This window comes from Candidatus Brachybacter algidus (genome assembly GCF_016707225.1).
Classification (GTDB): Bacteria; Bacteroidota; Bacteroidia; order Chitinophagales; family Saprospiraceae; genus Parvibacillus; species Parvibacillus algidus.
Window position 1 is genome coordinate 249,981 of the sequence record NZ_JADJID010000001.1, and the last position, 18,594, is coordinate 268,574.

Consider the following 18,594-nt stretch of genomic DNA (forward strand, 5'->3'; position numbering starts at 1 on the left):
GACGCTAAGTCGATGGGATACGGGTAAAAAATATTTTGTCATTCCGACTGAAGGGAGGAATCTGCCAAAATAATGAATAAGCCATCAAAGCTTTATCTTAATTAATTGTATAATTTATACGAAATGAAATTTTATAATTGGTCTTGATTAAATTTGCGTTTCGTGTTATATCCGAAGCATCATACGTGTAATTATCTACGATGCTGCTTACGCGGTTATGGTTAATTAATATTTTTCTCAATCAAACAAAACTTTTGTTGCTTATTGACAAACCTCAAACATCAAACCTCAAACTCCAAACAATATAATAAATCCTCGATCGAAGCAGAAATCTCAAATTTCAATTAGCATATATTATTAATCGAAGTTAAATAATTCAGCCTTTCACCCATTTCTTAATTAATTTCTGTCCATTTGTGAGGGTAAGTTCAAGGAAATAAATACCCGGACTTAATAGCGTAATATCAATAGAATTAAGTTGAGATGAATCGTATTTCCTCCCAATCACCTGTTTCCCCAGAATATCTCTGATTATCATCTGACCAGAATAGTTTTGTTGATTTGCTTCTATATTTAAAACAGAGCTTGCAGGATTGGGATAGATATTTAGATTGAAAGTAGGATTATATTCATTAATTGCAGAGACTTCCGAAAAAGTCGAAACTTCGACATCGTCGATAAAAAAACCGTCTCTTGCTTCAAGTTCATCAGACACAAATCTTACCCCGATTTTAATAGTTTGGCCGGCAAAATCTTTCAAGGACATTTGTTCTTTAAGCCATTGCGTATTGTTTCCATCATATACTGGCTGGCTATCATCTTGTAATGAATTTCCGGATTTGGTATATTTGCCGCACAGTGGTATTTTACCTTCTTCTGTGACAGCATACACTTGTGCAAAGTCATAGTTCGCTTCAATATCCCATCTTGTCCAAAAAGTTAGAAATGATTGACCGTCTGTTGGTATAAAATATTCTTTATTAAAGATCATTGATGAATTACTTTCATTCTCATAATCATTGCCTGGAGAATCTGAAAATGAGCTTGGCGCCGAATAATAAAACTCTGTATCTAATCCCCATTTTCCTTGTGGTTCAATTGTCGATAATTCATCACAGTAATCAACTTCTGAGATTTTACTTCCCTGAACAATATAGGTGACGGTATCAAATTCATTGATAAGACCCATTTCTTTTTTTAATTCAACTTTGATCTCTGACCCAATTTGCGCAGAAGCATCCGGATTTAGGGTAAATGAGTCTATTTTCTTCTGATTAGTATTGAGTGAATAATTAAAAATGCTTTTACTTATCTGTGCATTGCCACTCAGTACTTTCACTTTTAATGTTACTTGGCCAGGCTCTACCCCAATTCTGTTTATGAGTATATCAATTTGATTGTCAGTTGATTTGATAAGGTATAGCGGATCTAATATGGATAATTCAAAATATCGGTGCGCCATTTTTGACCACAATTGATTTCCCTTAAGTGTTGTTTTCGCCAGATCTCTTATTCTCGATTTTGCCGGCCAAAAACCATCCTCCTGCAGTCCCAATTCAGGCGTCATAGAATAGACTTTCTGTCCTGCATCATGTGCATATATCCAGTCATCCGAACCGCCATTTGTTTTATAACCAACAGTTTCCTGAGCGGTTCCAATTGCAAATTTATTTTGTTGTGCATAAGTTCTTCCAATATTTTTAAAAGACTCATCATCCGGACAAGGATCGTCTATATGGTTCCATGGATGGATCAGATAATTGCCATAAGTGTGGTAATTTAAAGCCAATGAAAATGGATATTGATCTATAAGAAAGGCAATAGCCTGTGTCTCTGGTTCTGAAAAAGCTGCTGTTCCTCTATAAACATCAGAATTTCCTGTTGGACTGGATCCGGTATCATCATAGCCCCATGTAAGCCCGTAATTTCTATTAAGATCTACACCCTGCGAGTCATTTGGGTTGTCAATGTGTCTGTTTTTTCTCCACATTCCACCACCATTTGGTTTTAAAGCATAATTATATTCGTATCCATCAGGGTTGATGCATGGAACAAAATATAATTCAGAATTATCTAATAACTCTTTTAGTTCTGGATCTTTCGAATAATTCTCCAACAGATCCCACATGAAATAGATCAGTTGTGTAAGGCCCATCGGTTCACGGGCGTGATGCAAGGCAGTGTATAGAATCTTCGGTTTGTTCTGAACAGTATTTGGTTGATTTGACATGCGAAGATATTGGATAGGACGGCCTTCAAATGTTTTAAAATTAGAAATATCAATTCGGGAAGAAATTAGATTTGGATAGAGCAAATGCATGGAGTCAAGGATAGAATTCATTTCTGCCAAAGTATAATAGCCACCCATCTTACCCAATCTAAAATTATTAGGATCCGGATGCTCTAGCTGCTCAGGTTTTGGGCAAACATCCTCTCTTGGCCTTACTGCAGCCAGTTCTTCAGGATCCGGGATGGTAAATTTTATATGCTTTGAAGACAAAAGATTCCGCTCATTTTCTCCCAGATAATTCATCCAATATCTGCCCTGAGCATGAATTCCATGATCGACTTCCAATCCTAGCGCGGCTAATTCTGACATATTTATATCTCTTAAATCGACTTTGATCAGTTTGTAATCGTTTTGTATCTCTTGCGCAGAGAGCGATATGATGGACAACATCAGGATAAATGCGATGCCGAACAGACTTTTATTGGAAAACATGGATATGGTTTTATAACATCAAAGATAGTGCGAAATATGATATGTAATAATATTTACATATATTAATGATTGAATTAGTGAAAGTAGATGATGATATTTGTCTGATACCAGTTCCAATTGGATTGTTTATCTTTGCGTCATGAATAAAAAGGAAAGTATCAGCTTGAACAAATTTATCAGTGATAATGGTATTTGTTCAAGAAGGCAGGCAGATAAATATATAGAGAAAGGAGGTGTTTTCGTTAATGGCAAATTAGCTATGAAAGCCGACAAGATCAATATAGGTGATAAAGTTAGAATTAATGGCATAGAACTGGATAACTTTCAAGGAGAAGAGCGCGTATATATTGCTTTGAATAAACCGATCGGAGTCACGAGTACTACTGAAAGTGGTGTGAAGGGCAACATTGTAGATTATGTAAATCATACTTCCAGAGTTTTTCCAATAGGTAGACTGGACAAAGATTCGCAAGGTCTGATCCTCCTCACCAATGATGGTAACATCGTCAATAAAATCCTTAGGGCTGAGCACAATCATGAAAAGGAATATCTAGTACATGTCGCTCATACGATAAAGCCAGAATTTATTACCGAAATGTCTCAGGGTGTGCCAATATTGGGGAAGGTCACAAAAAGATGTAAGGTCACCCAGGTTAGCCCAACTTCCTTTAGAATCGTTATGATTCAGGGTCTGAACAGGCAAATCCGAAGAATGTGTGAATATCTCGGCCATGAAGTAGTAAGACTTGAACGCACCAGGATCATGCATATCACGCTTCGAGGAATAGGTAATGGTGAATGGCGTGTACTCGATAATGATGAAGTAGATAAATTATTGGAGATCTGCGATAAAGCTGATATTAAAAAAGAAAACAGCCGTGTGAAGCCTATTAGAAAGGTAAAAGATAAGGACGCAAGACCTGATTTTAGTATGTTCGAAGACGGAGGAAAGGAAGTGAAGAAGGCAGGGCTCAAAAAAGATGGGTCAAAGAAGGAAAGTACTCGTAAAGAGCCATTAAAAAAGGCGCCTTTCAAAAAGAATGTTGCGCCGAAGAAGCCGGCTCCTTCTGCTGAAGTAAAGGAAAAGCCAAAAGGTAGAGCTCCGGTCACAGCCGCCATGATCAGAGGATTTAAGCCATCAGATCGTGCCGCCTATCTTGAAAAGATGGAAACTATGGGGCCCGTGGAGCCAAGAGAAAAAGTAAACTTCACCAAAGAAAATCCTAAACGTAGAGTTACACCCGATGCAAATTCCAATCCAAGAAAAGCTAAAGACAAAGACGGCAAAACCCTTCCTTCCAAATATTCAAAATATGCCGGTAAAAAAGATGAAAAAGACAGTAAAGATGTTACTGGTGCCAGGGTAGGGAAGTCAAGACCGAAGGCCCCGAAAAAGACCAACTTTAATAGGTTTAATAGGAAGAAGAGTTAGGGAAAGTATAATAGTATAGGATGATTGCAGGGACAAGGCTTGCCCTTGTCCGTTGAATAGGATGATTGTAGGGACAAGGCTTGCCCTTGTCCGTTGAATAGTATTATAGTAATTTACAAATGGAATCTGTAAGGACAGGTCGCGACCTGTCCTTGCAGATTCCTTTTGTAAATTTTACGATCCATTTCGCATTTAATTATAGAGAATAATTCATATTTCTACATCTCAATAATCGCCTTAAATATAAATCATGAAGTTCATTACCCGATCACCTATTATCAATTTGTCTGGACCATTGATTTGGATGATTATGGTGATTGTACTGATTTGTTTTATTTGTAATATTTTTCATTATTTCGCGAACAGCTGTTGTAATTCGCTGAGGGGAGGCGACCTTTCAGGCCTTTATGTTATTTTGTTATTGGATTTTTTCACCTGACTAAAGTCAAGGGCTATTGAACGCGAAGAATGAAAAGTCATTTTAATTTTAAGCTTTTCTGTAATAATTACTGATTATTTAAATGCTAATACGTTCCCTGGTTACTGATTACCTATTTTTTCTGAATCACGCTTGCCTGCCAAATAAGGCAGGGATTTTAGAGGGATTAAGCGGATTACACGGATTTTTTTAAATCACAAACGTTTCGTTTATACGCGAACAGCTTTCGCAATTCGCTGGAGGGAAACGACCTTTCAGGCCTTACGATGGCTGTAAGCTTTAGGCGGGATTTAATTTATTACATTTTTCTGAAGTCCAATAATCACCTTATATTTATATCATGAAGTTCTTCCAGCTCTAACATTCAACATTTAACATCCAATATCTCAATAATCGCCTGAAGTATAAATCAAGAAGTTCAGCTTGCTCTTATTACTCATTACTCATTACTCATCACCCATCACCCATTTAATCCTCCGACAATCTCACCATCACGTCCTCTACCTGATACACCAGATCGATAAACTTGGGGTCCCGTTTCAGGTCGCGGCTGCGGTGATCCGGTAAATTAATGATGATCTCCTCTTCGATTAGAGAAGGGGCTTTTTTCATCATGTAGATGACATCCGAAAGATAGACTGCTTCAGATATGTCGTGGGTAACGAAGATCACGTACATCTTGAATTTTTCCTGTAGACTTAAAAGTAAATCCTGCATTTGCAGTCTGGTGTTGATGTCAAGAGCTCCGAATGGCTCGTCCATCAAAAGAATATTGCTATTGGCAAGTAAACTCCTGGCGATGGCCACACGTTGGAGTTGGCCTCCGGATAGACCAGGGATTTGTGCATATTTGTTTTCATGACCGGATAAACCAACCAATTCAATCATCTCCATGGCGCGTTCATTGCGTTCTTTCTTTGACATACCTTTGTAAGTAAGCGCTAGAGCTACATTTTCGAGTACAGTATACCAAGGCATGGAACTGTATTCCTGAAAAACAACACTCACTCTATTATCCGCAGAAGGAGTGGCGCCATTAATGAGGACATTTCCAGCAGTTGGTATCTGAAGTCCGGCAATATATCTAAGTAAAGTGGACTTACCACTACCAGAAGCTCCCAACAGGCCAATAAACTTACCTTTATCAGTTTGTTCCTGAACTGCAAAATTCAGGTCTTTGATGATATAGCTCTGCCCATTATTGTAAGACTGAGCAATGCCTGTCAGATCAACGATCTTTTTCGGTTCTTTGTGCGTAGGATATATATATGTTGCCATGTAATTTTAGTCTTTTCCAAATAAATCATCTTCTATACCATCCCAAAACAGGATCTCGAGATCGACTGCACGTTCAGCACCTTCTCTGAATAATTCCTTGTTTTCTTCAGTATTCAGCCAAGGAATGATAGATGTGAGCATATCAGCATAATGGTGGTCATCCAAAGTGATGTGAATAGACCAAAATTCAAGGTCTGATTCTGTCAATCCTTCGACTTTCTGAAGACCTTTATAAATTAATTCATACTCCTGAGAGGTAAAAAATTCTGTACCTGGTCCAAGTGCACCTAGACTCTTTATAAAACTCCCGTCCTGACACATATTAAGAACATATTCTACGTATATCTGAGTGGAGGGTAGTGGTTTAGCATGCTTTAATTCTTCAGAAGTAATACCAAGGGACAAACAAAATTTTTCAAATAAAACTCTGTGGGAACCTGAGAGAAGGCCTGACCCATGCTCCTCCCAAAGATTTTCAATCAGTGACATTCTGGTTTGATCATCAGGAATATTAGCAGCGCATGCACACAAAAATCTTGGAAAATAGCCACAATAGATAGAATATTGAATAGCGAATTTACGAAGTTGATCCCTTGTTAGTTCACCTTTTTGGATGCTGTTAATGACAGGATGGTTCAGAATTTCGTTTATTTTTGGACTCAATTCAATTTCAAGCTTGTTTAATAACTCCTGCGGCATTTCTTAAGCTTTTTTTGGTTTTCTAATCACATTCGTTTTTGTGATAAAATCGTAAAGGATCCAAGTAGAAATAGCTCCTAACAAAAAAGCCATCAAGGGATATGTATCCCCGAAAGCATTACTCAATATATTATCCTTGCCCAAAAAGCCTGTGTATTCATTAATAAGCAGTATACAGATCGTAGCTGCAATGATTATACCTATGTAGGGAGTAATGTGATTAACTGCATTCTTAATTGGGGAATCATTCTTAAGCATCCCGGCAGTCTTTGTCGCCTCTTTTAAATACTTAAATGGAAATAGTCTTCTATCAAGCATGACGAATAATTTGTCCTGCAGAAAGCCAATAACAATAATGATAAATAGCATTGCAAATAATTTATCAATGTTGCCTTGACGAATTCCTGTCCTCCACATTAAAGCTCCTAATCCACCCTGATTCCCAATACTTTCGATGATAATAATATAAGTCCATGAAATCGCAGTCAACACACGTATATCATCTGAAAACTTTGATAATACATGCGGAAAATATACGGTTTTAATAGTTTGCCATTTCGATGCTCCCAACGTATAGGCTGTTTTGAGGTAAACTTCTTCTACGTCATTGATTCTTGTCACAATAACTGGCAGCATATAGATCAAGATCCCAAATGCTAGAAAATGCACTTTCATCTCCGTTCCAAGTCCAAACCAAACGATAAATAATCCAATCACACCAGTAAGCGGTATAAATCTGAAAGCCTCTATCTGACGATTAAATAATCCTCTGAATAATGGAAACAATCCAACTAGGAAACCAAATATGATGGAGATCACTACCGCCTCGATATATCCTGATAGATTGAGTCCTATAGATCTGAATAAATTGGTAATTAAATCATTTTCATAAAAAACAGCTACCATGGCTTGAATGACTCTGCCCGGTGAAGGCAGAATACCTGAAGGAACGATGGGTTCTGATCCTGCTGTTATAACATACCAGAGTAAAAGCAACATACATATACCTATGATCTCTAATATGAGTTTGGTCCTTACTGGAAGATTCCCTCTTAATTCGAATAAATTCATTAAGTGTGTATGTTATTTAAATGAAAATGGCGATTCATTCTTCCGAATAAATCGCCATTAAGTTTTATTATTCTCCGATTAACTGAAATTCAGTTCTTCTATTTTTAGCTTTGCAATCAGCCGTTGAATTGCTTTCGCATCCTTCTACGGGTTTGTCCTGTCCATTTCCTATGATTATGAATCGATTGTAATCCATACTGTATGTACTTTGAAGGTATTGAGCTACTGATTCTGCTCTTTTTCTTGACAGTTCAATATTCTTAAGCTTATCGCCTACATTATCGGTATTACCTTCTATCCTGACTCTTGCGTTAGCGAATCCTCTTGCTACATCAGCAAACTGAAGATCGATCAAAGATTTTGAATTTTCATCAAGTTTATAGCTTCCTGTAGGGAATGTAATACTTACAGTTTTAATAGCCACAGCAGGTGCTTTCTTTTGGTCAGATGTAGCCGGAGTGAATTTTGAGTTTCCTTCTCCTTCTGATGTGCCGGTGGCAGTCAGTTCAGAATTTGCAACTGCATAACTGTTTGATAGAGCTCTCCAATTAGGTCTGTTGGCAGGTGCAAATCCAAGAGACTCATATTTGTTACCCATTTTAGTATAAAGAGCTTCTCCTGTAATTCCTCTATAGCTATTATTTAGACCAAAGAAATTTACATTATCACCGTGGTTGGTTAATCTAAGTGCCCCCATCATACCTAATGCATCTTCTTTGCTCATTTGCAGATTGGCAGCCATAATTGATGCAGCTTTATCTCTATTTGCTTCGTTAGAATTAATCTCGGCTACAGCCTTCATCCAGCCATTGTAAAATTTGGTCACTTTATCCTTATTTGCATCAATCCAGGCTTTTTTGCCCATCAATACATCTGCAATGATATTTGAAGCAGTCACAGTAGATTGTAACACTTTTGAACCAGGGACATCACGCAATGAAGCTTGTGGATCCCAAACTACTGCTGCATCTACTTTTCCACTTTTGAAGGCAGTTTCTGCTTCAGCTGTCGTAGGTACTTCCACCATCGTTACATCAGAAGGCTTTAGGTTGGCTGCTTCAAGCATGAACAGCAGTAAGGTTTGAGAAGGTGTATAATAAGTAACGGCTATTTTCTTGCCTTTCAGATCATTGATCTTATTGATACCTCTTTTAGCCACTACCGCATCTGCACCTCTTGACCAGTCAAGTTGCATGACTACCTGAGGATTAAATGGCGCTAGACCTTCCATTTCAGTAGCCATAGCACTAGTTTCATTGTTGAAAAGTTGCACTACATCGCCCTTAAAGGCTTGTCTGGATGCATCAAAATCGTCAATAATGTGAAATTTAACTTTTAGGCCGTAATCTTTAAAGAAACGCGAGTTTTCATTTGGCTCAGTACCGTTGTTAAAGTATAAACCGGGAGCAGCATTACCGAATGTAAAAAATTGTACGTTCAGGACATCACCATTGTCTGGTAAAGCTTTGCCTTCAGTAATTTTAGTATCTGTGCCATCAGTAGCTTCTTTTTTATCAGAATTCATAATGTCACCGAAGGTACCTTTATTGATGAGATATCTTCCACCGAAGATGATTGCTGCCAAGATTAATACTACGATCAATAGTCGAGAAAAAGGGGTCAGACGTGTAGCCATGTTATTTTAATTAAGTTGTATGTTTTGTAATATAATTATTATTCAAAAAATGTATCGTATTGATTTTTGTGATTATCTGCTTTTTCCGGCCGAGCCACAGGTGCATCTAGGTCCAGTATATCACTATCATTATTAGCTTTATTAATCAATACGGATTTTTCATTGCCTAACAATAAAGATACGCCCTCAGTCTCCCATTTCTCCAGCATCTTCATACCTTCTTCTTCGAAGACGCCGTTCTGAAGATCTACACTGTCCATAAAGTTGGAAGATACTTCCATGAATCTTTCCATTTCTCCAACTTTAGCACTGACGTCATCTGCTATGGCTTCCAATGCCTGATCGAACATAGCTCTCTGATCTTTGTCTCCTGAGATGATGCTCATAGCAGATTTCATCGCAGAATGGCTCGCTCTGATGGCGGATCTTTCTTGTTCTTTAACTGCTACCTGATCCGTAATGTCTTCCATCATGATCTCAGAATTTTCGTACATCTTGGTCAATACTCGATAGAGTACTTCCATCTTTTTGTAAAGATCTTCAAGCTTTAGGTTAGAATCAGTCAAACGACCAGCCTGTCTGGACTTTAAGATCATCATTGATTCTTTGTTTCTTTCTTTAGCCTCGCTGGCCATGCTTAAATTGCTCTGGATCTGTTTTTTATTGTTTAGGATTACTTCCTGAAGTTTGTGCATCTGACCTCTTAGTTTTGAGATCTGCTGATCCATTTTACCTAGATTACCTTTAAGACTCTCTACATATGATTTCAGGATGCCTATGGGATCTATCTGTACAAAAATTCCGGTGATCCATCTCATCACACTTTTGTACATATACCAGATCAGATTTCTCATCTTAGGGTCAAGAACCATGTATATTAACGCACCTAAAACCAGCAGAATACCGGCAAGATAAAGTGTGTTTGAAGCAAGAGTAATAAGAAAAGGAAGAATTTTATATAAGAGTACAGCTCCTCCTGCCAATATGCCAAGGCCAATAATAGTGCCCGTCTTACCCTCTGGTCTTTGCCAGAATGTCTTAGGAGAGATAGTTTGTTGATCCATTAATAAATAAGTTATTTAGTTGACAAATAAGTGTTGATTCGATCCACATCGTCGCGGATCTTTTTGACCAAACCGTCATATGTGACAGAAAAGTCTGCCTTAGTAGTTTCGATTTTGGACTGGGCACTTTTAATTTCATTATCCAGAGAAGAAAGCATTTTCTTATGTTCTTCGATCTCTGCATTTAATTTTTTGATTTGCTCTTCCTTACCAGTGATTAGATTAGTAAGTTGTTTGACTTCATTTTCTCTATTACTGATTTGTTTAGTTCGCTGCATTTCGACAGCATTTCTGAAATTGGTAGCTTCAGTGTCGAGAATTTCCAGATATATAGCAGCGCTGTCTGTCAATAACTTGACACTAGCTCCTGATGCCTGAGCTCCGGCGAATGCGCTTAGGAATTTAGTTTTTTCATCCAGACCTATTGTTTCTAATGATTGCAGTGCTTTTTTAAACTCTAAATAGTCGAATCCAGCCTGATTATTTCTCTCAAGGGCGTCGAAGAGTACTTTATAAAACTGATCAGATTGCTGTCCGCTTACGTCAGAATATTTGGTGGCCTGTTCTGAAGGTGTTTTAGATGTTGGGAGCTGTCCACTATCTTTTTTTTCACCATTTTCTGGATTGTCTTGCGAAATATCTTCGGCAAGCTCAGTTTCGGACCCCGTAGGTTCCAGAAAAACAGATTTCATTTTTTTGAAAAAATCACTCATTTCAATATTTAATCTTTCGAAGAAACATTAGGTTATAATTTTTCTCCTGTTCAGATAATTTATGTAAAAATATTTAAGCTAAGGTAATAAAAATTGCTTTACTCCAAAACTCTTTATTGAATTCAGACTTCGGTCTGTGCTCAATTTTCATTGTATTAAAAGCGCCGGACAAATTGAAAAGTTCCTATACACAAGCATCATACTAATTATATCGACGATTATGCTTGCTGCAACGACCAATCGTATTGTGATTAAATTAATATTAAAATTTTATATACTTTAAAGAATTTGTTTTACATTTGTATTCTAACTCCCTGATATTAAATGCTACAATGGCCTTTAGTAAAAGTATTTATTAAGTTAGCTTATGACCGAAAACAGTTTAATGAATAGCGAAAAGCTCTACTTCTCCATAAGCGAGATAGCAGACTCTTTTGGTGTTTCCACATCACTCATACGTTACTGGGAAACTGAATTTAGTTTTCTAAAACCACATAAAAATAGTAAAGGCGACCGCAGATTTACCAAGCAAAACATTGAGCAGCTGCAGCTAATCTATCATCTTGTGAAGGAGCGTGGTTTTACACTTGAAGGAGCAAAGAATGAACTCAAAGAAAACAAGAAGAGAGTTCAGTCTTTAAATTCACTATCGACCAAATTGAATACTATTAAATCAGGGCTGGAGGAGCTAAGCAAGAAGCTATAGATAGAATAATTTATTTAAAGGTGTTTTCTAATCAATTTAGAAGTTCATTCTTCACGTTAATTTAAAATTCACCATAAATAATTTGTAATCATTTTATAGTCTAGCAGCGAGCTGTCATTTTAGCGTTATACTAGAAAAAGTATAATCTTTGCACACATTTTCGCCGTTCGCCATTGTTCGTTCGGATTTTCAATCAAGTTAGAAAGTACCTTTTCGCACCCATTGAACATTCGCCATTTATAATTTATTTTCAACAGCGTTTTTATTTCTATCATTAGGCTGATTCTATAACTTTTTATTCCATTTCCGACCACCCTTAGTGGAATAATTGGTAACTCCCGATGTTCGTGTTATTTTGTATGATAGGAGTTCATACATACTTTCACATAAAGGAGGAAAGTTGCAGCTAGCACTTACTTCCTCTGTATAATAACCGTCTGGCTCCTTTCCCAACCATGCACGATAATCAAAAAATGGCGAACCTCCGGTAGATAATGGAAGATGCTTAAGTAAATCGTATTTCATTGGTATACCTGATGTTGCATTAACTGATAATTCATGACCCATTATCTTCAGCACTAATTTTAAGCGATCGTTACTTCCTGAAATTAACTCCACGGTTTCTACATCACATTTTGCTGAACATGGAACAGCGGAATATTGTGTATTCCATGTACATGTTTCTACAGATGTAGTCCTAGTGATCCACATCGTATCAATTACACCATTATTATCTTCAAATAACTCGAAGGTTTTCGAGTTGAATGGAGCCATCCACTGATGGCTTAGTTGCATTATTTTTAGTTCCAGACATGGATCTACTGGTTCAGGATTTATATAAACTATTGTATCTGGTCGATCAGTCTTAATACAATAATAAGATGCACTATTGCCGGTCAGGCCAGGGCTAATCCGCATGTATAAATCGTCACCATTTAATTCAAGAATGGCATGAGGGTCATTTTTAAATTCACCGTTATGATACTTGAATTCTTTATATAGATTAGAAAACGAAGGTTTGCTTGTCACGGTAATTATGGAATCTTTTGACGATTTAGAAAGAATGACAACTGCCTTAAAAGTATCCTGTAATAACTGGAATGACCAAGTAGTGAAATGGGTGCTCTAAATCCTACATATGTGCCTGTAACATCATCCCGCTCATCAGGGAGTACAATTAATTCATCTTTTTGGCAGGCATTGCAAGCAATAGCAATTACGATAAATAATAAATAATGAGTTTTCATGTGCTACAAAATTTAATGTGATTAAATATAATTGTTTTTTCTTTGACTAAATTTAATTTATAGGCACATATAGTAATTCGTTTTGTAAATATAATTTAAAATAGACGGAAATTAATTTTTATTTCATAAATGTAAATATTCATCGATTCCGCAATGTATTGTGTTAAATGCTTATCATGAGGTTGATACTTCCTTTTTTTATTACTCAAGTTTCGGTAGTAAAATTGGCCTTTTTTTATAGGAATATTAAATTAAAATCAGTCATCTACCTTGGTATATTAACTACAGAAACTTGAGTTAATTACTTGTAATCAGCAATATTGATTTGACTTTGGGCTAATTTTAAGTCTTCCGCTTCATTGGAAGCGATAATCGTAATCTTACCGCTCATTTGTGACTTTAAAAGGTCCTCAAACCATCCCTTACCTTGTTCATCCAGATTGGATCCCGGTTCGTCTAGTAAAATGACTGAAGTATCCGTCATAATGGCGAGCAATAATTTGATCCTCTGCCTCATTCCTGAAGAAAGTTCTCCGATCCGTTTTTGAACAAGACCTTTAAAAGGAAGATCTTTAAGTGCCTTGATCGTGAGATCATAATCTTTGAAAGGTCGAAGGACATGATGAAAATCCATTAATTCCTGAACCGTCATTTCTTCAATCAATTCAATGTACGGGGCCGCAAAAGTCACCGAGTTGAAAACCTCTCCAATACTTATTTTGATCCGGCTAATTTAAATTCGATTTGACCTTTGCTGGGAGTAGAAAAACCACTCAGCATTTTCATTAAAGTAGACTTGCCGCTACCGTTTGGACCTGTGATTCCATAGCAATTTCCCTTAATAAAAGTATATGTAAATTCTTTTAAAACCCATTCAAACATATAACGTTTACCAACACCTTCAAAGGTGATTTCGTCAATGAGGTGGCGGTGTTCAGGCATCTTAGATTCCTTTGATCAGACCGCGTTTTGAGTCCTTTAAGAAGGTAAGTATGTAGTCTTTATCATCAGAAGCAATGATATTATTTTCTATATTTTCTATAGATCTTTTAACGTTTGAACCGTGGACAAAAAGTATCCGGTAAATATCTTGAATATGGTGAACTCTATTTTGATCAAAACCTCTGCGCTTCAGACCGGTAGCATTGATACCGACATAAGCAAGCGGGTCCCTGGCGGCCTTTACGAAAGGAGGTACATCCGTTCTTACCTTGGAATATCCTCCTACCATGACATGGTCTCCAATCTTTACAAATTGATGCACAGCTGCCATTCCACCCAATACTACGAAGTTGCCTACTTCTATGTGGCCTGCCAAAGATACATTATTGGCCAATACGCAATTATCTCCAACTATACAATCATGAGCCACGTGACAATAAGCCATGACCAAACAGTTTTTACCGATTCTTGTAGTGCCTGAAGCAGAAGTGCCTCTATTGATCGTGACATATTCTCTGATCGTGGTATTATCACCTATTTCTACATTGGATGCTTCTCCGTCGAATTTCAAATCTTGAGGAACAGCGGAGATCACAGCGCCGGGAAATACTCTTACATTATTTCCAATTCTTGCTCCATTCATAATAACAGCTCCTGAACCGATCCAGCAATTGTCACCAATTACGACATCTTCCTCAATTGTTACAAAATTACATATAATGGTCCCTTCGCCAATATTGGAATTAGGATGTACGTCGACAAATTTTTGGATCATTATTTTAGAGTTGTCCTATTTACAATTTGAGCTGTCATGTCAGCTTCTGAGACTATTTTATTTCCTACGTAAGCTGTTCCTTGCATGCGGCATATACCTCTGCGAATAGGCTCAAGGAGTTCCATCTTTAAGATAAGTGTATCGCCCGGTGTTACTTTTTGTTTAAATTTAGCATAGCCGATCTTAATGAAGTAAGTGTCCCAATTTTCAGGATCCGGCATTTTTGAAAGGCAAAGTATACCGCCGGTTTGAGCCAGTGCTTCGATCTGTAGAACAGCCGGGAAAACAGGATTGCCAGGAAAGTGACCTTGAAAACAAGGCTCAGTGAATGAAATATTTTTGATGCCTACTACATGATTTTCTTCCATTTCTATGATCTTATCAACCAATAAAAAAGGAAATCTGTGCGGAAGCATACCCATTATCTGATTAGTATCAAGAATAGGTTCTTTATCAACATCATAGATCGGCTTACCTTTTAACTTCTTTTGCTCTAGAGCTACTTTTCGTAGGACTTTTGTAAATTCGATATTAATCGAGTGTCCGGGTTTTGTCGCTACGATTTTCCCTTTGATAGGTTTTCCAAGCAAAGAAAGGTCACCTATGACATCAAGTAATTTATGTCTTGCCGGTTCGTTTTTGAAATGTAGATTGATCGTATTCAGAACGCCTTCTTTTTCAACTTTAATACTTGGTTTACCAAGTTTTTTAGAGAGTACGTCCAGTTCAGTCTGACTCATCACCCTATCTGCTATTACAATAGCATTATCAAGGTCACCGCCCTTGATCAGGTCTTGTTCAAGGAGCTTCTCTAGTTCATGCAGGAAGACAAAAGTTCTGCATGGGGCGATCTCTTCTTTATATTTATCAAGGGTTTCCAGCTTTGCAAATTGTTGACCCAAAACAGGTGAGCCAAAATCGATTAAAGCTGTTACTTCAAACTCGTCGGCTGGAAGCGCAAGCATTTCACTACCAGTCACTTCGTCCTTAAAGGAGATTGGTTCTGTAACAATGAAATAATCTTTCTCTTCAGTTTGCTCTACGACACCTGCCGTTTCGATCGCATTAACGAAAGGAATAGCACTTCCATCCAGGATAGGCACTTCTGGTCCGTCGATCTCAATCAGGACATTGTCTATACCCAATCCGGCAAGTGCTGAAAGCGCATGCTCGACAGTATTGATTACTATGGCGCCTGAACTTATAGCTGTTCCGCGATTAGTTGAAACAACTCTGGTGATGTCTGCAGGTATTATAACTCCCTCAGGAGTATCGATACGTTGGAATTTTATTCCATGGTTTTCAGGGGCAGGAAGAAAAGTCATAGTGACATTCTTTCCGGTATGAAGACCAATCCCATTTAAGGAAACTTTGTTTTTAATCGTTTTTTGCAACATAAATACCCTACGCCAACTAGTTTTTTTCAAAAATTAACGCAAAAGTAATCAATCAAAACGATTTGCCAAATAATATTACGAATCGTGTTCGTTAGAAAGGCCTAAGGTTGCCTTCCCAAGTTTGTCCATTTTCTCTGCTAACGAGGGAAGATTCTTGAATATAGCGTAAGATCTTAGGTAATTGCTGTAATCCAAGGCCGGAGAGCCAAATAATCTACTGTTTTTAATTTTCACGGAAGATTGGATGCCTGATTGAGCTTGTATCTGTGTACCGTCTGCTATTTGTATGTGCCCAACTATACCTACTTGGCCACCGATTTTACATCCTTCACCGATCTTCGCGCTACCTGCTATTCCTGTCTGGGCGGCTATGACGGTATGACTTCCAATCTCTACATTGTGAGCAATCTGTATAAGATTATCAAGTTTTGCGCCTGAATGAATTAATGTACTGCCAAAAGTGGCACGATCTATGGAGCAATTAGAGCCGATCTCTACATCATCTTCAATAATAACATTTCCAAGTTGGCGGATCTTGACATAATTACCCTCACCAGTAGGTGCGAAGCCAAATCCATCGCTCCCAATCACGGTATTCGAGTGAATGATGACATTGGCGCCAATTACGCTGTCATCCATTATCTTAACACCTGGCTTAAGAATAGTATTGTCTCCAATGACGCATCTTTTGCCAATATATACCTGATTATCTATTTCAACATTATTACCGATATGTGTATCCTCATCAATGATTGAATAGGTACCGACACCAACATTGTTGCCTAATATTGCTTTAGGATGGATGGAGCTATTGGGAGAAATATTTCTGACTACTTCATCATTTACATTGAATTTGTCGAGGAGCTTTGCCAGTGATTCGTACACATTGTCTACTCTGATTAGAGCTGCTTTGACGGGATATGAAGGTTCGAATGATTTATCAACGAGAATTGCTGATGCATCTGAAGAATATACATACTCTTCATATTTTAGGTTAGATAGAAAACTTATTGTTCCTGTCTTACCACCTTCAATAGTACTGGCACCTTTTATTTTAGAATTTCGATCTCCAATAATTGTACCACCTAGAAAATCGGTTATTTCGCCTAGTGTGATCTCCATCTTAAGCCAATGTTAGTTTAATAATATGCAAAGAAACAAAGTTTTTAATAATTATTGATAAACAATCTCTTAGAAATGTGTTTTAAACTATTTAGAAGCAATTTATTTAAAATTAATTCATTCGTTTTTTATAATCATTATATGTAAAATTCCTCATGCAATCAAGGGTTCCATCTTTTTTTAGAAGATAGATGTCAGGGTGATTTACCCCATTAAACATGGTTGTCTTTACAACGGTATAGTGTATCATATCTCTAAATATGATCTGATCTCCAATACGCGGTTCAAAATCAAAATTATATTCATACATGAAATCACCACTCAAACAACTGGTACCTCCGATTCTGTATCGATGATCATTGATTTCATCAGTTGTTCCTGCAATATCAGGGCGGTAAGGCATCTCAAGTGTATCCGGCATATGAGCTGTGAAGGATACATCGGTCATAATTGTTTTGATTCCATGATTTTCAACAATATCAATGATGTTAGAAACAAGATCACCTGTCTGCCAGGCTATTGCACTTCCTGGTTCGAGGATAATATTGACATTATATTTTTCTTTGAAATTCTTTAGAACCTTGATTAAATGGTCCGTATCGTATCCTTTGCGCGTCATAAGATGTCCACCACCCATGTTGACCCATTTGACATGAGGAAGTAAATGACCAAATTTTTGCTCAAAGACTGCCAGAGTTTCTTCAAGATCATAAGAAGAGGATTCGCATAAAGCGTGAAAATGAATACCTTCAATACCTTCGGGAAGTCCATCGATTAGGTGGCTTGCATCTATGCCAAGTCTTGACCCTGGCGCTGTAGGGTTGTACATATCGACCTCCACTTTGGAAAAGCCGGGATTAACTCTTAAGCCGCATGAGACATTTGGATATTCACTTTTTAATTTTTTCTTGAAATGTAAATATTGACCAACAGAATTGAAGACCATATGTTCGCTGATGGATGCCAATTCATCAAAGTCATAATCTGTATAAGCTGCGCAATAAGTATGCGCCTTACAACCCATTTCTTCATGAATTAATTTTGCTTCATATAGTGAGCTGGCTGTCGCGCCATCAAGATAATCATAAACCTGCGGAAACATCTTCCACATTGAAAATCCCTTCAAAGCAAGAATGATTGAAATGCCGGCTTCATCCTTAACTCTTTTTATAAGTTCAAGATTTTTGATCAATTTATCCTCATGTAAAACATATGCGGCCTTTGGCAATGAAGCGTATATTTCTGCCTCAGTTTTATTCATTGATTCTTGATGTTTGTATGGTCTGGAACTTTAATATTTATATTCTATGTGAAGGACAAGGGCAAGCCTTATCCCTGAAATCATTCAATA

At 37.4% G+C, this 18,594-nt stretch carries 17 protein-coding genes; 2 read left to right on the top strand and 15 right to left on the bottom strand.

The features are described from left to right. Positions 1 to 376 precede the first annotated feature (376 nt). The gene (locus tag IPI15_RS00985) at positions 377 to 2,722 is read right to left on the bottom strand and encodes a M14 family metallopeptidase (RefSeq protein WP_287418846.1); all 2,346 of its coding nucleotides are present in this window, start codon (positions 2,720 to 2,722) and stop codon (positions 377 to 379) included. Between the two features lie 139 nt (positions 2,723 to 2,861). Here IPI15_RS00985 and rluF point away from each other — a divergent pair, with 139 nt between their 5' ends. Further along, positions 2,862 to 4,154, top strand: coding sequence for a 23S rRNA pseudouridine(2604) synthase RluF (gene rluF / locus IPI15_RS00990; RefSeq protein ID WP_287402592.1), 1,293 nt, complete (start codon positions 2,862 to 2,864; stop codon positions 4,152 to 4,154). Between the two features lie 907 nt (positions 4,155 to 5,061). On the opposite strand, the gene IPI15_RS00995 is transcribed toward rluF, so the two are convergent. The 6 genes from IPI15_RS00995 to IPI15_RS01020 all read right to left on the bottom strand — a co-directional run bounded on the left by IPI15_RS00995 (position 5,062) and on the right by IPI15_RS01020 (position 11,054). After that, complete coding sequence (locus IPI15_RS00995) at positions 5,062 to 5,871, bottom strand: ABC transporter ATP-binding protein (protein WP_287418847.1); 810 nt, start codon at positions 5,869 to 5,871, stop codon at positions 5,062 to 5,064. A gap of 6 nt (positions 5,872 to 5,877) precedes the next feature. Continuing rightward, positions 5,878 to 6,570, bottom strand: a complete 693-nt coding sequence (locus tag IPI15_RS01000; RefSeq protein ID WP_287402595.1) for an iron-containing redox enzyme family protein — start codon at positions 6,568 to 6,570, stop codon at positions 5,878 to 5,880. Between the two features lie 3 nt (positions 6,571 to 6,573). After that, complete coding sequence (locus tag IPI15_RS01005; protein WP_287418848.1) at positions 6,574 to 7,641, bottom strand: ABC transporter permease; 1,068 nt, start codon at positions 7,639 to 7,641, stop codon at positions 6,574 to 6,576. A gap of 67 nt (positions 7,642 to 7,708) precedes the next feature. Beyond that, a complete protein-coding gene (locus tag IPI15_RS01010; protein ID WP_287402599.1) occupies positions 7,709 to 9,277 on the bottom strand; it encodes a phosphate ABC transporter substrate-binding/OmpA family protein in 1,569 nt (522 codons plus the stop codon). Between the two features lie 38 nt (positions 9,278 to 9,315). Beyond that, positions 9,316 to 10,341: a hypothetical protein gene (locus IPI15_RS01015; protein ID WP_287418850.1), complete on the bottom strand. Its 1,026-nt coding sequence runs from the start codon at positions 10,339 to 10,341 to the stop codon at positions 9,316 to 9,318. An 11-nt stretch (positions 10,342 to 10,352) separates the two neighbouring features. Continuing rightward, complete coding sequence (locus tag IPI15_RS01020; RefSeq protein WP_287418852.1) at positions 10,353 to 11,054, bottom strand: hypothetical protein; 702 nt, start codon at positions 11,052 to 11,054, stop codon at positions 10,353 to 10,355. A gap of 385 nt (positions 11,055 to 11,439) precedes the next feature. Between IPI15_RS01020 and IPI15_RS01025 the strand changes: the two genes are divergently transcribed. After that, positions 11,440 to 11,760, top strand: coding sequence for a MerR family transcriptional regulator (locus IPI15_RS01025; protein WP_287418853.1), 321 nt, complete (start codon positions 11,440 to 11,442; stop codon positions 11,758 to 11,760). Positions 11,761 to 12,045: 285 nt separating this feature from the next. Here IPI15_RS01025 and IPI15_RS01030 read toward each other — a convergent pair whose 3' ends face one another. From IPI15_RS01030 to nspC, 8 genes are all read right to left on the bottom strand, one after another. Further along, positions 12,046 to 12,789, bottom strand: a complete 744-nt coding sequence (locus tag IPI15_RS01030) for a hypothetical protein (RefSeq protein ID WP_287418854.1) — start codon at positions 12,787 to 12,789, stop codon at positions 12,046 to 12,048. Between the two features lie 5 nt (positions 12,790 to 12,794). Continuing rightward, complete coding sequence (locus IPI15_RS01035; RefSeq protein WP_287418856.1) at positions 12,795 to 13,007, bottom strand: hypothetical protein; 213 nt, start codon at positions 13,005 to 13,007, stop codon at positions 12,795 to 12,797. A gap of 301 nt (positions 13,008 to 13,308) precedes the next feature. Continuing rightward, positions 13,309 to 13,698, bottom strand: a complete 390-nt coding sequence (locus tag IPI15_RS01040) for an ABC transporter ATP-binding protein (RefSeq protein WP_287418857.1) — start codon at positions 13,696 to 13,698, stop codon at positions 13,309 to 13,311. A 23-nt stretch (positions 13,699 to 13,721) separates the two neighbouring features. Further along, positions 13,722 to 13,949, bottom strand: coding sequence for an ATP-binding cassette domain-containing protein (locus tag IPI15_RS01045; protein ID WP_287418859.1), 228 nt, complete (start codon positions 13,947 to 13,949; stop codon positions 13,722 to 13,724). Position 13,950: 1 nt separating this feature from the next. Then, on the bottom strand, positions 13,951 to 14,724 hold the full coding sequence (gene lpxA, locus IPI15_RS01050) for an acyl-ACP--UDP-N-acetylglucosamine O-acyltransferase (protein ID WP_287418861.1): 774 nt from the start codon (positions 14,722 to 14,724) through the stop codon (positions 13,951 to 13,953). Further along, the gene (locus IPI15_RS01055; RefSeq protein ID WP_353845287.1) at positions 14,724 to 16,121 is read right to left on the bottom strand and encodes a bifunctional UDP-3-O-[3-hydroxymyristoyl] N-acetylglucosamine deacetylase/3-hydroxyacyl-ACP dehydratase; all 1,398 of its coding nucleotides are present in this window, start codon (positions 16,119 to 16,121) and stop codon (positions 14,724 to 14,726) included. The genes lpxA and IPI15_RS01055 overlap by 1 nt, the downstream gene beginning before the upstream one ends. A 75-nt stretch (positions 16,122 to 16,196) precedes the next feature. Next, positions 16,197 to 17,243 (bottom strand): UDP-3-O-(3-hydroxymyristoyl)glucosamine N-acyltransferase, encoded by a 1,047-nt coding sequence (lpxD, locus tag IPI15_RS01060; RefSeq protein ID WP_287418865.1) that lies wholly within the window; start codon positions 17,241 to 17,243, stop codon positions 16,197 to 16,199. Positions 17,244 to 17,355: 112 nt separating this feature from the next. Beyond that, positions 17,356 to 18,504 carry a carboxynorspermidine decarboxylase gene (gene nspC, locus IPI15_RS01065; protein ID WP_287418868.1) on the bottom strand — a complete coding sequence of 383 codons (1,149 nt, stop codon included), beginning with the start codon at positions 18,502 to 18,504 and terminating at the stop codon, positions 17,356 to 17,358. Positions 18,505 to 18,594 lie beyond the last annotated feature (90 nt).

Bases quoted from the DNA above. Each gene is read 5' to 3' on its own strand.
- IPI15_RS00985 (WP_287418846.1), bottom strand. From the start codon at position 2,722: ATGTTTTCCAATAAAAGTCTGTTCGGCATCGCATTTATCCTGATGTTG.
- rluF (WP_287402592.1), top strand. From the start codon at position 2,862: ATGAATAAAAAGGAAAGTATCAGCTTGAACAAATTTATCAGTGATAAT.
- IPI15_RS00995 (WP_287418847.1), bottom strand. From the start codon at position 5,871: ATGGCAACATATATATATCCTACGCACAAAGAACCGAAAAAGATCGTT.
- IPI15_RS01000 (WP_287402595.1), bottom strand. From the start codon at position 6,570: ATGCCGCAGGAGTTATTAAACAAGCTTGAAATTGAATTGAGTCCAAAA.
- IPI15_RS01005 (WP_287418848.1), bottom strand. From the start codon at position 7,641: ATGAATTTATTCGAATTAAGAGGGAATCTTCCAGTAAGGACCAAACTC.
- IPI15_RS01010 (WP_287402599.1), bottom strand. From the start codon at position 9,277: ATGGCTACACGTCTGACCCCTTTTTCTCGACTATTGATCGTAGTATTA.
- IPI15_RS01015 (WP_287418850.1), bottom strand. From the start codon at position 10,341: ATGGATCAACAAACTATCTCTCCTAAGACATTCTGGCAAAGACCAGAG.
- IPI15_RS01020 (WP_287418852.1), bottom strand. From the start codon at position 11,054: ATGAGTGATTTTTTCAAAAAAATGAAATCTGTTTTTCTGGAACCTACG.
- IPI15_RS01025 (WP_287418853.1), top strand. From the start codon at position 11,440: ATGAATAGCGAAAAGCTCTACTTCTCCATAAGCGAGATAGCAGACTCT.
- IPI15_RS01035 (WP_287418856.1), bottom strand. From the start codon at position 13,007: ATGAAAACTCATTATTTATTATTTATCGTAATTGCTATTGCTTGCAAT.
- IPI15_RS01045 (WP_287418859.1), bottom strand. From the start codon at position 13,949: ATGCCTGAACACCGCCACCTCATTGACGAAATCACCTTTGAAGGTGTT.
- lpxA (WP_287418861.1), bottom strand. From the start codon at position 14,724: ATGATCCAAAAATTTGTCGACGTACATCCTAATTCCAATATTGGCGAA.
- IPI15_RS01055 (WP_353845287.1), bottom strand. From the start codon at position 16,121: ATGTTGCAAAAAACGATTAAAAACAAAGTTTCCTTAAATGGGATTGGT.
- lpxD (WP_287418865.1), bottom strand. From the start codon at position 17,243: ATGGAGATCACACTAGGCGAAATAACCGATTTTCTAGGTGGTACAATT.
- nspC (WP_287418868.1), bottom strand. From the start codon at position 18,504: ATGAATAAAACTGAGGCAGAAATATACGCTTCATTGCCAAAGGCCGCA.